This is a genomic window from Pseudomonas sp. RP-B7 (assembly GCF_059803535.1).
Genome location: NZ_JAPFHC010000002.1, coordinates 70,568 through 85,865 on the forward strand (window position 1 = coordinate 70,568; position 15,298 = coordinate 85,865).

The window sequence follows — 15,298 nt, forward strand, 5'->3', positions numbered from 1 at the left end:
TCAAAGTGTTACCATGCAGCCCTCGAAGTGACTCAACTTCATGATGCATAAAAACTGAAAAAGCATCCGCTATGTACGCCAGCCTCAAGTCACTCCTCGCCAAATCCATTTCCCGCAGTCAGGCACGTCGCATCATTCTCGCGTTGTGCCTGTGTTCGCTGCTGATCAGCCTCTGGGCCTACAGCCGCTCTGCGCCGGTGCCGCTGGCACTGCTCCTGCTCAACCTGAGCACCTTGAGCATCGTTGCTCTGCAACAGTGGTCCTCGCGTAAATCCATCAAGTTCCAACCCCAGGAACTGGCGGACCGCCTGCTGCAAGTCCAGGAAAACGAACGCCACCGCCTCAGCCGTGAACTGCACGACGACATTGGCCAACTGCTGACCGCCGCCAAGCTGCAAAGCGAATGGCTGCAACGGCGCATGCCCCAAGAGCTGCAAGGCCAATGCACGGTGCTGTGCAACACCCTGAGTGAAACCCTGGCGAAAGTGCGCGATGTGTCCGCCATCCTCAACCCGCGCCAGCTGGCGAGCCTGGGCCTGGAAGCGAGCCTGCGCGCGCACCTGCTCAAGACCCTGGAAAACACCCCCATCCACTGGAGCCTGGAGTGCCAGCAACGGCTCACCGGCATCCCCGAAGAAATGGCCGTGGCCGCGTTTCGCATCACCCAGGAAGCGGTGACCAACATGTTGCGCCACGCCCAGGCGCGCAACCTGCGGGTGCGTCTGCAACGCTTGCCGGAAGGCCTGTCGCTGAGCATTTGCGATGATGGCCAGGGTTTTTTGCCCGCCTCCAACCCCGGCCTGGAAGGGCAACGGGGCATGGCCGGGATGGTCGAGCGCATCGATCAACTGGGGGGCACCTTGGCGGTGCTCAGCCAGCCAGGCTGCGGCACGCGGATCGACGCCCTTTTCCCCTGGGCACCCCGCGCCCTCGAACGGGCCAGCGCGCCTAAGGTGCTAGAGTGACGTGCAATTTACTGCTGGTGGATGATCACGCGCTGATCCGGGCTGGCGTGCGCGCGCTGATCATGGATATACCCGGCTATGCGGTGGTCGGCGAGGCTGGCGACGGCGCGCAGTTGCTGGCGCAGTTCGACGCGCTGCAACCGGACATCGTGCTGCTCGACCTGTCGATGAAGCACATGGGCGGCCTGGACGCGTTGCAGCAGCTCAAGCGCGCCCATCCCAAGTGCAAGGTGTTGATCCTGTCGATGCACACCGACCCGGAGCTGATCATGCGTGCCCTGGAGTCTGGCGCCCACGGCTACCTGCTCAAGGACACCAGCGCCAGCGAGCTGGAACATGCCCTGCTGGCGCTGCGCAACAACGAACGCTACCTGAGCCCGGCGATTGCCCATACGGTGATCAACCAGGCGCTGGTGCGCAGCCAGGCGCCCACCGCGGCCATCGCCCACAGTCACAACCTCACGGCGCGCCAGTTGGAGATTTTGCGTTTGATCGTGCGCGGCAAGTCCACCCGGGAGATCGCGCACGGCCTGGGCTTGAGCATCAAGACCGTGGAGGCGCACCGTTCGCAGATCATGAAGCGCCTGCAGATTTTCGACGTGGCGGGCCTGGTGTTATTCGCGGTGCGCGAGCAAATCATCAGCCTCGACGACTAGCGGCGAACCCACCGGCAGGTGCACGCGCAAGGCCTTGGGCAGTGCACTGAAACGCAAGTCGTCACCCTTGAGCGGCTCGCCGTCGAGGTTGATATACAGCCCGTCGGCCACCTTGATCTCGACCCACGGCAACCGCGCCCGCACGAAGATATTGTCCAGACCGCCATCGGTCATCAGGGTCAGCAACGTGCCGACCACTTCCTGCGGCGCCGGCAGGATGCTGATGTCGAGCAGCCCATCGTCGGCCATCGCCCCCGGGCACAGCACATGCCCACCGCCCGCCTGGCGACCGTTGCCGATGCCCAGCGCGAGCAGGTCGCCCTTCCAGTGAAAGCCCGGCCCTTCCAGTTCGCCGTAGGCCGCCTTCAGCTCGCTGAAGCGCGTCAGCCCGGTGAACAGATAGGCGGCGCCGCCCAGCACTTTTTTCAGGTCTTCGGAGGTGTTGGCGGTGACCTGGCTGCCGAAGCCGCCGGTGGCCATGTTCAGAAAAATCTGTTCGCCGGCCTGGCCGAGGTCGATGGCCTTGGGCGGCACGTCCAACAGGGCCAGGGCCTCGGCTGGCGCCAGCGGCACACCGGCGGCGCGGGCGAAGTCATTGGCGGTACCCAGGGGCATCAGCACCAGGCTCGCGTCGGTCTTGGCCTGGGCCATGGCTTCGGCGACATCGCGCAAGGTGCCATCCCCGCCGCCGGCGATCAGGTGGGTGTAGCCCGCGTCCAGCGCCTCATGCACCAGGCGCCTGGCGTCGCCGCCCTCCCACGTGACGCGCACCGCCAACTCCCAGCCCTGCTCACGCCGAGCCAGCAACGCGGCGCGCACGTCCTCGTTGAGGGCTTGCTTGCCGTGAAGGATCAACAGTGCCTTGGGGCTGGTCATAGCGGGCTTACTCCTGGATTCAAAGGTGCATGAAGGATGTGGACCTTTGGCAACCGGAAAAAAGCCATCGGCGAGGCAAATTAATCTGCCGCCCTAGAAATTATCCATCGCGTTGCACATCGGGACTTTGCCCACCGGGGTCGGTTCGATCCGCAGCCATTGCTTGCCGTCCACCGGCAACTCGTCGAGCAGGATCGAACAATCTGCCGACATGGACGCCTGCACCATGTAGTCACGCCCTGGCTTGGGGACAAAGGTCATGGTCTTGGCGCACTGGCGAGGGTATTGCAGCCGCCCCAGATAATGGAACGCGATGGGTTTGTTCGCCGGCACCACCAACTCCGACGTGACCGCACCGGCCCACGAGTAGATCGGCCCGGGCATGCCGAGGTTTTCGCCGTTGTGATCGGGAAAACCGGCTTTCACCGACGCCATCACCCCGGCGCCCGGCACGTTCCAGTCCAGGCAATCACGCCCAGGCACGGCGCGCACCAGGCCGTCGGTGACAATGCGCACCCGCGCAGTCTCGCCGCTTTGCGGCGGTACGTAGCCGGTGGACAACGAACGGATGTTCGCCACCTGGCCGCAGCCGCTTAGCGCGAACAACACAACAGCAATAACGCTTGGATACTTCATCAGCACATCCTTGTAGTGAGCGGGCTTGCCCCGCGCCGGGTGGCGAAGCCGCCCCAAAACCTGGCGACACGGTTTAACAGGATAAACGCGGTGTATGGATTGGGGCGGCTTCGCCACCCGGCGCGGGGCAAGCCCGCTCACTACTGGGGCTGGCGGCAGTTCTGGTTGACCGACAGGTGCGGCGCCGGCTCGTAGCTCACGCGCTGCAAGCCATCGGCGCCCTGGAACAGGAAGTACTTGGCGCGGCAATCCTTGAACATCGGCGAATAGCCCTCGGCGCGAAAGCCCTGGCCATCGACTTGCTTGGTCACGGTGTTGTTACGGCTGACCACGGCGAGCACCTTCTGGTAGCTGTCACCCATGTTCACTCCTGGCTCGCCAGTGACGGCGGCCGACGAGGCGCAACCGCCCAGGGTGGTTGCCGCCAGCACCAGCGCGGCGCCGTACAGTCCATTGCGTAGATCGATCATTCCTTGGTTCCTTTTAGTGATGGATTAGCGGCGGCCTTCGCACACCGGCGATTCGCCGATGCGGCCTTCCTTGCACAGGTCCAGGTTGTCCTTGCGGGTAAAACCTGCATCCTTCATGCAGTAGAAGCGCGTCAGCACCACATCAATTGGCGACTTGTCTCCCACACCATCAAGGTTGGTGTACCCGCAAGCACGCATTGCGTCGTCGACGCCCTGCTGGGAGACCCCCTTCTTTTTCCATTGGGTGTAGGACCCAGGCGGAGGCTGGAAGGGCGTACACGCGCCGAGTGCCAAAAGGCACAGACTCAACATAACGGTAATCTTGAACATATTCGGATTCCTCATGATTGCGGGACCTTGACGAACTCTGGCTTGCCCGTGGGGGAGTGGCTCCAGTATTTGCGGCACGCTTCTCCGCCATTGGCGTAGCAGTTATGCACGGTGTTCTCAGCACCAAATACCTTCAACCACTCCCACAAGCGATTACTGCCATCGGGAATGTTGCCGCCAGTCCCCGGGTTGAACCCTACGCCCGGTGTGCGGGCAACGGGGTCGAAGTCATGGTTCTGATACTTCAAGATCAACCCGTCGCGCTGTTCCGCCGAGGTGATTTTTGTACGGTCCTGCAATATCCCCAATAGCGTATCGGCCTTTTTCACCCCATACGCCGCCCCGAAGAAGTTCATCGATGTATCACCCAACAGCCCAACGTTCGCTTGATCACGTACCAACGACTCCATGGCATTGCCCGTGGTCATGGTGCCACGGCTATGCCCGTCGATATGCAACCCGCTCTGACCGAACTGGACCATGTATTCCTTGGTCTGCACCGTCGCGTTGGACAGGCCCCAGAAATCGTTTTCCAGGTTCTTCTGATACGCCGCGATCATCAACTCCGACGTGAAGTTGTTGGCCTTCTCGAAATGGATCAGATACTGCGGCCCAGTGTCGGCCGAACTGTGTTGCTCGGCATATTTGGCGGCACCGTCGGCGTCGTTGAAAATGCCGTTGTTGGCGATATGTACCTTGCCGTCCGGGCCAGGCTTGAGGTGCTGCTTTTCTTCGTCGCTCAACTCGCGGTACTGAACCTTCTTGCCATCGAGCAGCAGCGCCTTGCCATTCTCATCCTTCAACACCTCATACACCCGCGCCTTCTCAAGGAAGATCTTGCGATACGCCTCATCCGCCAGCAGCGACACCTGGTTGTAGAACTCACGCTTGATCTCTTGCTCAGCCTCGACCTTGCGCCCCATTTCCGCCACGTCCAGACGCTCCACGGCAGCATGGGCAGCCTCGGTATTGCGGTTGAGGTTGGCAATCGTCTGGTCGACGCTCATGCCGGCGACCACGCGCTGGCGCTCGGCATTGGTGATGACCAGGGTGCCGGCGCTGATGGCGCTGCGGGTGTCGCTGGCGGCGGAGTCGGAGTCCGAGCCGTTGGCGAGGCTGTTGGCGAGCAGCGCCTTGGCCGTGCCGAGCTTGCCGTCGAGCATGTCCGAACTGAGCTCCACCCCTGACGTCTTGACGCTGGCTTCGGAGGTGTTGTGGATGTCGGCCACGGTCAGCGTGCCGGTGGTCAGGCTGTTCTTGCCGTCGGCGATGGCCTTGTCGGTGCTGGAAATCACGCCGCCCTTGAGGCCGGTGTTGCCGCGTACGTTGAGGTCGAAACCACCGTCGCCGGCGCGAATGCCCGATTGCTCGATGACGCTGGCAAAGTTGGACTTCTGCTTGGTGTTGCTCGAGCTGAAGCTGGCCGTCGCCGCGCCAGCGCAGACCGGCGGGATGCAGATGCTGATGCCGGCACTCATGCTCTTCTGCTCGGAGGCAAATGTGCTGGTGTCTTGCAGGCTCTCGATATTCAAGTCGCCGCCGACGTCGGCCTTGACCTTGTCGGCCGAGACCACTGCACCGCGCAGGGTGGTGTCCTTGCCGGAGATCAGGCTGGCCTGGTTGCCCGCTGTCACGTGGGTGTTGCTCCAGACCAAGTCGTTGCCATCGGCATTGCCACGGCTCTGGGAGGCTGAAGCGTTGAAACTCAGGCCGTTTTTCTCGCTGCCGAAAGAGATCCCAATCCCCAGGCTGCCGTTCACGCTTTTGTTGGTGCTGTGCTGCTCGATGGTGTTCTGCGCACCCGCCAGCAGGATATTGCCGTCGGCCTTGAGCAACGCATCGTTGCCGGCAGTGATCTGGCTGCCCTGCACGGTCAGGTCGTTGTTGCGCTTGCCGCCCGTGGCCACAATCGACACATCGTGCCCCGCCGCCACCGTCGAGCCGGCCGCTGTGTTGGAAGTCTGCTCGCTTTTGTTCTCGCTCTTGTTCATGCCCAGGGCGATGCTCAAGTTGATCCCGCCCGCCGCTGCCGGGTCGGCCATCACCTGGGTATGGGCTTCGCTGGCGGCCCAGGCGGTGTTCAGCGCGGCGAGGGCTTTCATGCGCTTGTCGTCGGTGCGCTCGGCGGCCTTGTTCATGCGCTGGCCGGTTTGCACCGCGTTCACGATGGGGTTGGTCAGGGTCAGGCTCACGCCGGTCTGCTTGAAGCGCTGCTCCTGTTGCTGCGCGGCGAGATTGCGCGCTTCGAGGATATTGACCTCGGATGCGTCAATCGACACATCGCCCTTGGGCGCACTCACATTGCTGCCAACCTGGCGGTATTCGCCGCCCGCGCTGATCAGCACATTGCCGTCGGTGGACCCGACGCTGCTGGCGGCGGCCGTGGTCTGCTGGCTGCTGTCCTTGTTGGTCTGCTGCTGCGAGCCGATGGTGACGGCAATCGCGCCGCCGCTGAACATGCCGCTGGTCTTCACGTCCTTGGTGTGTTTTTCGTCGAGGGTCTCAGTGGCCGCCAACACCTTGATGTCATTGCCCGCCACCAGCGCCGTGCCCGAGGTCGAGACCACGTTGCTGCCGGTGAGGGTGATGTTGTTGCCCGCCTGCATCACCGTCTGCTCGCCGCTGAACGTCGAGCCTTGCGCGGTGGTCTGGGCCACCGTGTCGCGGGTGGTGGTGGTCTTGCTGGAGAACATGCCGTTGCTGCCCTTGACCTTGTGCGCCTCGTCCGCACTGTTGAAGCGCTCGCTGGCCTCGACGTTGATGTCGCGCAGCGCGCTGACCGACACCGCGCCGGCGTCACTGTTGACCAGCGCACCGCGTGCCTGCACGTCACGCCCGGCGCCCAGGCGAATGTCGCCGTTGGCTTGTACCGAACTGCCGACCTCATTGCGCCCGGCTTCCTTGCGCCAGTTGTCGCCGTCCCACTGGTTGGCCTGGGTATAGGACTCTTTGAGCGTGCTCAAGGTGATGTCGTTGCCCGCCACCAGCGCGGTCTTGCCGCCGACGCCCGTGTTGCTGACCTGGGCCGCTTGCAGGTTGATGTCATGGCCCGCCGTGGCAATCAGGTTCGCCGCCGGGGCCGACACGTACAGCCCGGCCACCCGCGACAACGCGGTGCGGATGCCCTGCTCGCTGGTGCTGTCGGTGGTGATCGAACGCACGTTGATGTCATTGCCGGCGCTCAACGCCAGGCGACTGTTGGCGCTGATCAGGCCACCGATGTTGTTCAGGTCCTGGCTGGCATTGAGCGACACGTCGTTGCCCTGGATGCGCCCGCCGAGGTTGTCGAGGTTCTGCACGCTGATGGTCACACCGTCGCGCCCGGCCAGGCTGCCCGAGTTGACCAGGTCACCGCGTACATCCAGGTTCAGGGTGCGCCCGGCCATCAACGCGCCCGAGCCATCCACATCGCCTTCGCGAACCCGCACATACACTTGCGGTACCAGCACCTGGCGCACTTCGCCGCTGGCCAGGGTGACGTCCTTGGACACCAGCCACACGATGTCGCTGGTCAACTGCGCCATTTGCTCGGCGGTCAGCGCCACGCCCGGGATCAGTTTCCACTGGTCGGCCAGGGTCACGGCGCTGTCGATCATGCCGCGGTATTGCGCTTCGTCGCTGGCATAGCCGTCGACAAACCGGCGCCCGGTGAGCTGCGCGACTTGTTCGCGGATCAGCTTCTGCTCGTAGAACCCGTCGCCCAGGCGTTGCTGAGTGCCCGCCGGGTCAAGGTTCAGGCGTTCGAGCATGTAGTCCGACGACAGCCACTTGCCGTAGTTGGCAAACCGCGGGTCGGTCTCCACCAGGTAACCGGCGGTGCTGTTCGGGTTGATCTGGTACAGGCTGCTGTTGGGCAGGTCCGGGTTGAAACCGCCGGTACGGATCTGCTCCACCGCGCCGGTCGCGTTCTGTTGGGTCAGCGCCTGCACCTGGCTGATCGGGCTGACCGCATACGTGCGCCCGGCACCTGCAAGGTCACCGGTACCCGCCGCGCTGTCGGTGACCTTGGCCAGCACCAGCGCGCCGACCTGGGTGCCCGTGCCGTTGATGGCCGCGTACTCGGTAAAGACGGTCGGCGTCAGCGAGATCTGCTCGATCAACGGCGCCGGGGTATACGCCGTGACGTTCAGGCCCTGGCGGTCACGGCCTTTGCGCTGGATGCGGTAGTAGCTGGACAAAGTGCCGCTGTCGGACGTGACTTTCTGGCCGCTCAATTCGGTGTTGATTACCGAACCGACGCTGGCGTTCAACGCCTGGCCGGCGATGATCCGGCTCTTGTCGTTGTACACCTGGTCGGCAATCAGGTTGATATTGCCGCCGGCGAGCATTTGCGCCGGGTCCGAAGCGACGATCTGCGTCTGGGTGACGGTGCGGGTGTAGTCATAGCGGTTCCAGCGCGTGCCGTAGCCTTCCGGGGTGACGAGGTGCAGCACCTCGTCGTTGTACAGCGAGATCTGCCCCGGCAGGTAGCGGTTGGTCGAGCCCGACAGCAGGTATTCCTGCAACGCCTGGGTGGACACCTGCACTTGCTGGGTGGCGAAGTGTTCGTTGGTGTTGTTGATCTGCCTGGCGTTGACAGTCAGGCTGCCCAGCGCTTCGACGGTGGCACTGGCGTTGTTCAACACCTGCGCCTGGCCGCTGGCCTGGTCGTTGGCATCCAGTGCACCGCCGATGAACAGGTTGCCGGTGCTGAAAATCAGCCCGTGTTCGCGGTTGTTGAGGACCTGCGCGCCGATGTCCAGGCGGTTGCGTGCGGCAATGGTCGCGGCCGATGCGCCTTCGAGGGTGTTGTTGAGCGTGCCGGCGGCAATCGCCAGTTGATCACCGTAGATGCGCCCGGTGCCAAGGTTGTTCAGGGTTGCGGTGCCCAGGCGAGTGGTCTCGGCGTCGATCAGGCCACGGTTGTCCAGTTGTGTGGCCGCATTGGCCTGCACGCTACGTGCGCTGATCACGCCAGCGGCGCCGTTGTCGATCACGTTGGCGTCGAGGCGCAGCAGGTTGCCCGCCTGCAAGGTGCCCACGTTGGTCAGCCGCCCGGCGGTCGCCAGTGCCACATTGCCGTTGGCCTGGAACAGGCCGCTGTTGATGAAGTCCTGGGTCAGGCGGAACGTCAGGTCGCCCAGGCTCAACACCTTGCCACTGCCGGTGTAGTTGGCACTGTCGATCAACAGCGATTGGCCGGCAATCAAGGTGCCTGCGCCATTGTTGATGACCTGGCGTTTTTGCGCGAGGTCGCGGTCGGCCACGGTCAGGTTGCTACCGGCCGAGAGAATCCCCTGTTCGTTGTCCACGGTACCGCTGCCGGTGACGCTCAGGGTGGTGTCGGAAACAATCGAACCACTGCGGTTGCTGACAGTGTCTGCATCCATCGCGACAGACTGGCCCTTGATGCCCTGGTTGGCGCCCTGGGTGCTGCTGTTATCCACACTGGCGCTGCTCAGCAACAGATGCCCGTCGGCCCGCAACAGACCGGCCTGGTTACTCAGTTGCTGGGCGTAGACCTGCAAGGTGCTGGCGCTGCCGATAAAGCCACGGTCGTTGAGCAACTGCCCGGCGTGCACGGTGACGTCGCGCTGGCCGAGGATGCCGCCGGTGCTGCCCGAATCGCGGTTGGTCAGCAACTGGCCGTGGGTGTCCACCTTGAGGCTCGACTTGGCCTGCACGATGCCGCCGTCGTTGTTCAGCGCGCCGCTGTCGAGGGTCAGGGTGTCGCTGGCGTTGAGGGTGCCGCCGCTGTTGTCCAGCTGTTGGCCGTGGGTGTCGACGCGCAGTTGCGCGGCGGTGACCACGCCACCACTGTTGGTCAACCCTTGGGCGTTGACGGTCAATGCCTTGGTCGCCTCGAGGCGGCCGCCGGTGTTGTCGAGCGCTGTGGTAGTGCTGTTGAGCAGCAAATCGCCGGCCACCGAACCAAGCGTACCGCCCTGGTTCAATACGCTACCGGCGGTGACTGTCAGGTTTTGCGTGGCGGCGACGGTGCCCTTGGCGTTGTTCAACTGCGCGGCGTTGATACCCAGCGCGCCGCCTGCAGTGATCTGCCCGCTGCTGTTATCCAGGGTGCCGCCGTCGAGGGTCAGTTGCGCGGCGGTCACCAGCTTGCCGTTTGCGTTGTCCAGGTGCTCGCGCGCAGTGACGGCCAGGTCGCCCTGCGCACCGGACTGCACCAGGCCTCCACGGTTGCCCAGGGTGTTGGCACTCACGTCGAGGCGCCCGCCGCTGGCGAGGGTGCCGCCGGTGTTATCGAGGTTGCGCGTGACGGTCACACGCATGCCGCCGTTGCCGGTCTGGACCCATTTGCCGGCGGCGTTGGACAGGTCCAGCGCGGTGACGCTGATCTGCGCCGCGCCCACCTGGGCCGCATCGCTGAGCAAGCTCTGATTGGCGTTGGCGGTCAGCGCCTGGCCTGCGGTGACGCGGCTGCGGCGCAGGTCCAGGTTGCCATTGGTGCTGGTCAGCTCGACGGTCTGGGCCGAGGTCTGGCTGTCGCTCAGGTCGACCTGGGCGGCGTTGGCGGTGAGTTTTTGTGCCGCGAGGTTCTGCCCCTTGGCCGTGATCGTGCCCGCCGAGGTCAGGGTCAGCGAGCCGCTGTTGCCCAGCTTGCCGGCACTGTCGACGCCCGCCGCCAGGGCCGAACCTGTGTGGCTGCGAATCGCTCCAGTGGCGCTCAGGCGTGCATTGCCTTGGGCCGACGCGATGCCTTTGTTGTCGATATCGGCGCCAGTGGTCAGCGCCAGGTTGCCCTGGGCGAACAGCGTGCCGCTGTTGTCGATGCCCTTGTCGGCCGTGGCCGTCAGGTCGGTGGCGCTGCTGATCTGGCCACGGTTTTCGATACGCCCGTCGCTGCTGATCACCACTTCGCCGGCACTGGAGCCGATCTGCCCGGCGTTGCGCACGCCCACACCGGCGCCGTTGCCGACCAGGGTGATCTTGCCGGCATACATGCCGCCCAGCTGCGCCACGTCAATGGCCACTGCGGGCGTGTCTGCCGGCGGCTGGCCGCTGGTGCCGGTCTTGATGGTCAGGTCTTTCGACCAGATCCCGGCGTTCACCTCGACGGTGCGCGCGATGATCTCGGTGTAGTCGGCGCGGGTACTGTCCATGCCTGCGCCGCCGACCGTGACCTTGCCGCCCGAGACTTGATAGCCGCTGATCAAGCCATTCTCGAACTGCGCGCGCCCAGTGGTCAGCGTGGCGCGGTCGGCGTTGATAAAACCGCAGCCTTCACAGGTGATGCCCGACGGGTTGGCAATCACCACCTGGGCCTTGGAACCGCCAACTTCGACAAAGCCGCGCAACTGGCTCGGGTTGTTCGAATTGACCTCGTTGAGAATCACCCGTGCGCTGCCGTTGGCCAGCGCGCGGTTGCCTTCGATCCAGCCGCCCAGTTGGGTCTGGCTGTTGGTCGCGCCGTTGTTGAGGATCACTCCGCGCTTGTCCACATCGAACTGCGAATAGGTGTTGCGCGACACGCCCGCGCCGCTCGGCGCCGTAATGTTCACCACGGGCGCACCGTTACCGGCGGCGCCGATAGTCGGGCGCTGGCCCGCAGGCGCGGAGCCGTCCGCCACGACCTGAGCCTGGACGGGCGCGACCAGCGCGACCCAGCCCATGCCCAGCATCAGCGCAAAGCGCAGGGGCGTGAGCGTCGCCACCAGCGGGCCGGCCTGGGCCACGGCGCGTGTGGTGCCGGGGGCCTTGCAGGCACTCTTGACGTTCTCGGCCACCACCATCAGCAGGCCACGGGCGCGGTTGAAGACAACTCGAAATAGATGCTTGTTCATGCAAATCCTTTGCGCGGTGACCGATCAGAGCGCGTCGCTGGGTAACGGGTGAGTGGCAAACCAGGCTTGCGCCTCCAGGTCCAGGACGGCGATACCCTGGAAGTTCAAGACGCGCAAACCGCGCTCTTCGCCTTTGTGGTGCAGCGCGCGGAACACCTTCGTGGGCCACAGACGCCGCAGCAGCAAGCGGCTGATCCGCCGGGTATGGCCGAACGGCGCAACCCAGTCGTTGACCCACAACCGATCGCCGCTGTCCCAGTCTTCTGCCGGCAGGCACACCGCGGGTGCACGCAGGTAGCGCGCCTCGGCCTCGGCACTGAGGTTGAGCCATGACAGGAAAAACACCGGCCGCCCTTCCTCACTGATCAAGATGAACTGACGCCGCTTGATCGCCGGCAACAACAGGCTCGACAGGCTGTGCAACGGCGCATCGCGATGGGCCGCCGAGTGCATCCACAGCCACACCGCCGAGCCCAGCACCTGGGCTTCGTCGATGGCGCTGTCGGCGCGCTCGGGGGCGAGCACCTCCAGGGTGTCGTGGCGCATGCTGGGCTCCTTCAAAACGACCAGTTGGCGCTGAAGCCACTGGTCACGTCGGCGGTCTGGAAACCCTTGGGTTTTTCCAGGGGTTTGCCGGTGTAGATGTCATAGGAAAACTGCTTGTAGCCGCCGCGCAGGCCCACCACCGCACCAGCCAGGCGTCGGCCCGCGAGGTGCTGGGTGGAATGCCCGCCGACTTCGCCGTAGTCCACGCCCAGGTACAGCTCCTGGCCGGTGTTGGCCAGGCTCAGGCCCAGGTCGTTGCTGAACGTCCAGCCGCGTTCGGCCGACAGGATCTGCTCGCCGTCAAAGCCGCGCACGGTGTAGCGCCCGCCAATCGAAAAGCGGTCCTGAGGGATCAGCGGCGTGCGGTTCCACTGCCCGCGCCAGCCCGCGACGTAACGCAGGCGTTGATCGGCCAGGGTGAACGGCACCTGCAATTGCGCGTTGGCGCTGATGATCTGCGAGCGCGAGGTGCCTTCGCCGGTTTCTTCTTCGGGGGCACGCAGTGCATCGCGGGCGCCGGTGCCACGGCGATAACCCACGCCAAGGTCGAGGGTGCTGGCGCCGATGAATTCACGGTGATTGATCCCGGCCTGCCAACCGGCCATGCGCCGCCGTTGCGATTCGATTTCGGTGTCTTCGACGTAGTTGCTGGAAGTGCGGCTCCAGCCGCCGACCGACACGGTGGTCTTACGCACTGCGTCGCGGTAGATCACCCGTGACAGCTGCACCTCGTTGGTCCGGCTGCGGCCACTGTAGGAATAGGCCTGGTTCACCCCGGCGATCGTCTGGTGGTAGTCGTATTCGCTGGACGTCAGGCTCAACTGCCAATAGTCGTAGGGCACCGAGTAGTGCACGGTGTGGCCCTTCGAGCCGCGATCACCGCTCTGACCGCCGCCCAGGTCGTGGTTGAAGCTGATGTAGAACAGGTCGTTGAGGCTCGCCAGGTTATCCAGCGACAGGGCGACGTTGCCCTGGTACTTGCCGGTCTGTTTGCTGCCGGAGTCGTCCACCGACAGGCTGACGCGCACCGGAATCGCCTGCTTCCAGGCAATCACCACATCGCTCTCCCCCGGCTGCGCGTCCGCGCCTTCGGCCGGCGTGATCTGCACGTCGGCTTCGGCGGTGGGCACGCGCTTGAAGTTTTCCAGCGCCTGTTCGATGTCGCGCAGGTTGAGCACATCGCCAGGCGACGCGGGCATGGCGTTCCAGTAGTTGGCGCGGCTGGAGGTGCCCGGGGCGAAACGGATGTGCTTGATGCGCCCCGGCACCAGCACCAACGCCAGCGTGCCCTGGTTCAAGTCCTGGGCCTGGGCGAGGACGCGGGTGGTGATGAAGCCCTTGGCGATGATCGCGTTCTGGATGCGTTTCATCGTCAGGTTGATACCGGCAGAGCCGATGCATTGGCCCAGCACCGGATCGTCGCTCGGGTTGGCGGCACGCAAGGCCCACTGGAAATCTTCGGATTGCTCGCCGGTGAGGACCACGCGGTCGATCTTGAAGCACGGCGTTTCATTGCGCGGCAGACGCAGGGTGCCGGTGCTGTCTTGCGGAGCTTCGAGACGCACGTCGGGGGACGGCTCCAACTGCTCGCGCTGGGCACGTTCACGTTGTTGCTGCAGGAGCAATTGCTGGGCAGGCACTTGAGGTTCAGCCGCGAGTGCCGCCGCGCTGGTTAGAAAACCGACAAGGGAGCAGGTGGCGACGCAAGACTGCAGCAAAACAGAGGGTTTTGTTCTAGGTAGAGCGTCGAAAGACATTTCGCATCCTTGTGAGTGAAACTTCCTACATGCGCAGGTTGGTCACCACAAAGACATAAAAGTGCCATCGGGATGTATGGCCTTGTGACACATTTCGCAAAAACGGGGGGTGGGAAAGGCTCGGATTTTAGTGTTGAAGGCTCTATCTCGAGGCCTAGAGCTGATTTCTCCAGACTCGACAAAAATTCAACTTTTGTACAGCTTCATATCCCGATCTACACAACTGTAGTGAGCGGGCTTGCCCCGCGCTGGGTGGCGCAGCCGCCCCAAACGGGCCGACGCGGTTTTTCAGGAAGACCGAGGCGCCTGGATTGGGGCGGCTTCGCCACCCAGCGCGGGGCAAGCCCGCTCACTACAGTTGGGATGAAACCAAGGATCAGCTCTTGTGCAACTTGCTCATCAACTGCGCCTCGGCCTGGGTCAGGCCGCAAGACTGGGTCAGCTCATCCACCGTCGCGCCCATGCCCACCAGCTTCGCCGCCTGGGCAAACGACAGGCTCGACGGATCACGCTGCTCGATCTGCGCCAGCTTGTCCGGCAACGGTGCGAGGATCGCGCGCAGTTCATGCACCTCGTCCCCGACCCGCACCGCACTTTGCTGGAAGTGATCGACACGCTTGGCCAGCTCGACCACACGCCGGTCGCGCACGGCGTCGCGCTCGGCCTGTTGCAGGGCCACTTCCCGTTGCTGGCGCAAATAGCGCAGCAGGAAGGCCAACGTCCCGACCCACAACAGGGCCAGGACGATCACTGCCGCTTCAAGAAACAATCAGATGTTCTCCAGATCCGACCATTCTTCTTCGCTCATCATCTTGTCCAGCTCAACCAGAATCAGCAGTTCGCCGTTCTTGTTGCACACGCCCTGGATGAACTTGGCAGATTCTTCGTTACCGACGTTCGGCGCGGTTTCCACTTCCGATTGGCGCAGGTAAACCACTTCCGCCACGCTGTCGACCATGATCCCGACCACTTGCTTGTCGGCTTCGATGATGACGATACGGGTGTTGTCGTTGACTTCGGTCGGCACCAGGCCAAAACGCTGGCGGGTGTCGATCACCGTCACCACGTTGCCGCGCAGGTTGATGATGCCCAGCACGTAGCTCGGCGCACCCGGTACCGGCGCGATCTCGGTGTAGCGCAGCACTTCCTGCACGCGCATTACGTTGATGCCATAGGACTCGTTGTCCAGCTTGAAGGTTACCCATTGCAGGATCGGATCATCCAAACCTTGTGCGGACGCTGACTTGTTGTTCATACCCCTGACCCCTTCAAATGCCGTTG

The 15,298-nt window shown here is 63.9% G+C and carries 11 protein-coding genes; 2 read left to right on the forward strand and 9 right to left on the reverse strand.

All coding sequences use genetic code 11. The features are described 5' to 3' along the window. Positions 1 to 71: 71 nt before the first annotated feature. A complete protein-coding gene (locus tag OPU96_RS03120) occupies positions 72 to 965 on the forward strand; it encodes a sensor histidine kinase (protein ID WP_226455013.1) in 894 nt (297 codons plus the stop codon). Then, positions 962 to 1,621 carry a response regulator gene (locus tag OPU96_RS03125; protein ID WP_498558636.1) on the forward strand — a complete coding sequence of 220 codons (660 nt, stop codon included), beginning with the start codon at positions 962 to 964 and terminating at the stop codon, positions 1,619 to 1,621. Before OPU96_RS03120 ends, OPU96_RS03125 begins: the two co-directional genes overlap by 4 nt. Here OPU96_RS03125 and yegS read toward each other — a convergent pair. The 9 genes from yegS to OPU96_RS03170 form a co-directional block, all read right to left on the reverse strand. Continuing rightward, positions 1,580 to 2,497, reverse strand: coding sequence for a lipid kinase YegS (yegS, locus tag OPU96_RS03130; protein WP_498558637.1), 918 nt, complete (start codon positions 2,495 to 2,497; stop codon positions 1,580 to 1,582). The genes OPU96_RS03125 and yegS overlap by 42 nt on opposite strands. 93 nt (positions 2,498 to 2,590) lie before the next feature. Then, the gene (locus OPU96_RS03135) at positions 2,591 to 3,133 is read right to left on the reverse strand and encodes a hypothetical protein (protein WP_192296980.1); all 543 of its coding nucleotides are present in this window, start codon (positions 3,131 to 3,133) and stop codon (positions 2,591 to 2,593) included. A gap of 140 nt (positions 3,134 to 3,273) precedes the next feature. Further along, on the reverse strand, positions 3,274 to 3,603 hold the full coding sequence (locus OPU96_RS03140) for a hypothetical protein (protein ID WP_226455011.1): 330 nt from the start codon (positions 3,601 to 3,603) through the stop codon (positions 3,274 to 3,276). Positions 3,604 to 3,627: 24 nt separating this feature from the next. Next, entirely contained in the window at positions 3,628 to 3,933 is a 306-nt protein-coding gene (locus OPU96_RS03145; RefSeq protein ID WP_192296982.1) for a hypothetical protein, read from the reverse strand. Positions 3,934 to 3,944: 11 nt separating this feature from the next. Next, positions 3,945 to 11,714: a hemagglutinin repeat-containing protein gene (locus tag OPU96_RS03150; protein WP_498558638.1), complete on the reverse strand. Its 7,770-nt coding sequence runs from the start codon at positions 11,712 to 11,714 to the stop codon at positions 3,945 to 3,947. Between the two features lie 24 nt (positions 11,715 to 11,738). Continuing rightward, a complete protein-coding gene (locus OPU96_RS03155; protein ID WP_192296984.1) occupies positions 11,739 to 12,260 on the reverse strand; it encodes a toxin-activating lysine-acyltransferase in 522 nt (173 codons plus the stop codon). Between the two features lie 11 nt (positions 12,261 to 12,271). Next, the gene (locus OPU96_RS03160) at positions 12,272 to 13,900 is read right to left on the reverse strand and encodes a ShlB/FhaC/HecB family hemolysin secretion/activation protein (RefSeq protein WP_329959600.1); all 1,629 of its coding nucleotides are present in this window, start codon (positions 13,898 to 13,900) and stop codon (positions 12,272 to 12,274) included. 493 nt (positions 13,901 to 14,393) lie between these two features. After that, the gene (locus OPU96_RS03165) at positions 14,394 to 14,786 is read right to left on the reverse strand and encodes a DUF2802 domain-containing protein (RefSeq protein WP_226455008.1); all 393 of its coding nucleotides are present in this window, start codon (positions 14,784 to 14,786) and stop codon (positions 14,394 to 14,396) included. Further along, entirely contained in the window at positions 14,787 to 15,272 is a 486-nt protein-coding gene (locus OPU96_RS03170) for a chemotaxis protein CheW (protein WP_017735234.1), read from the reverse strand. Between the last annotated feature and the right edge of the window lie 26 nt (positions 15,273 to 15,298).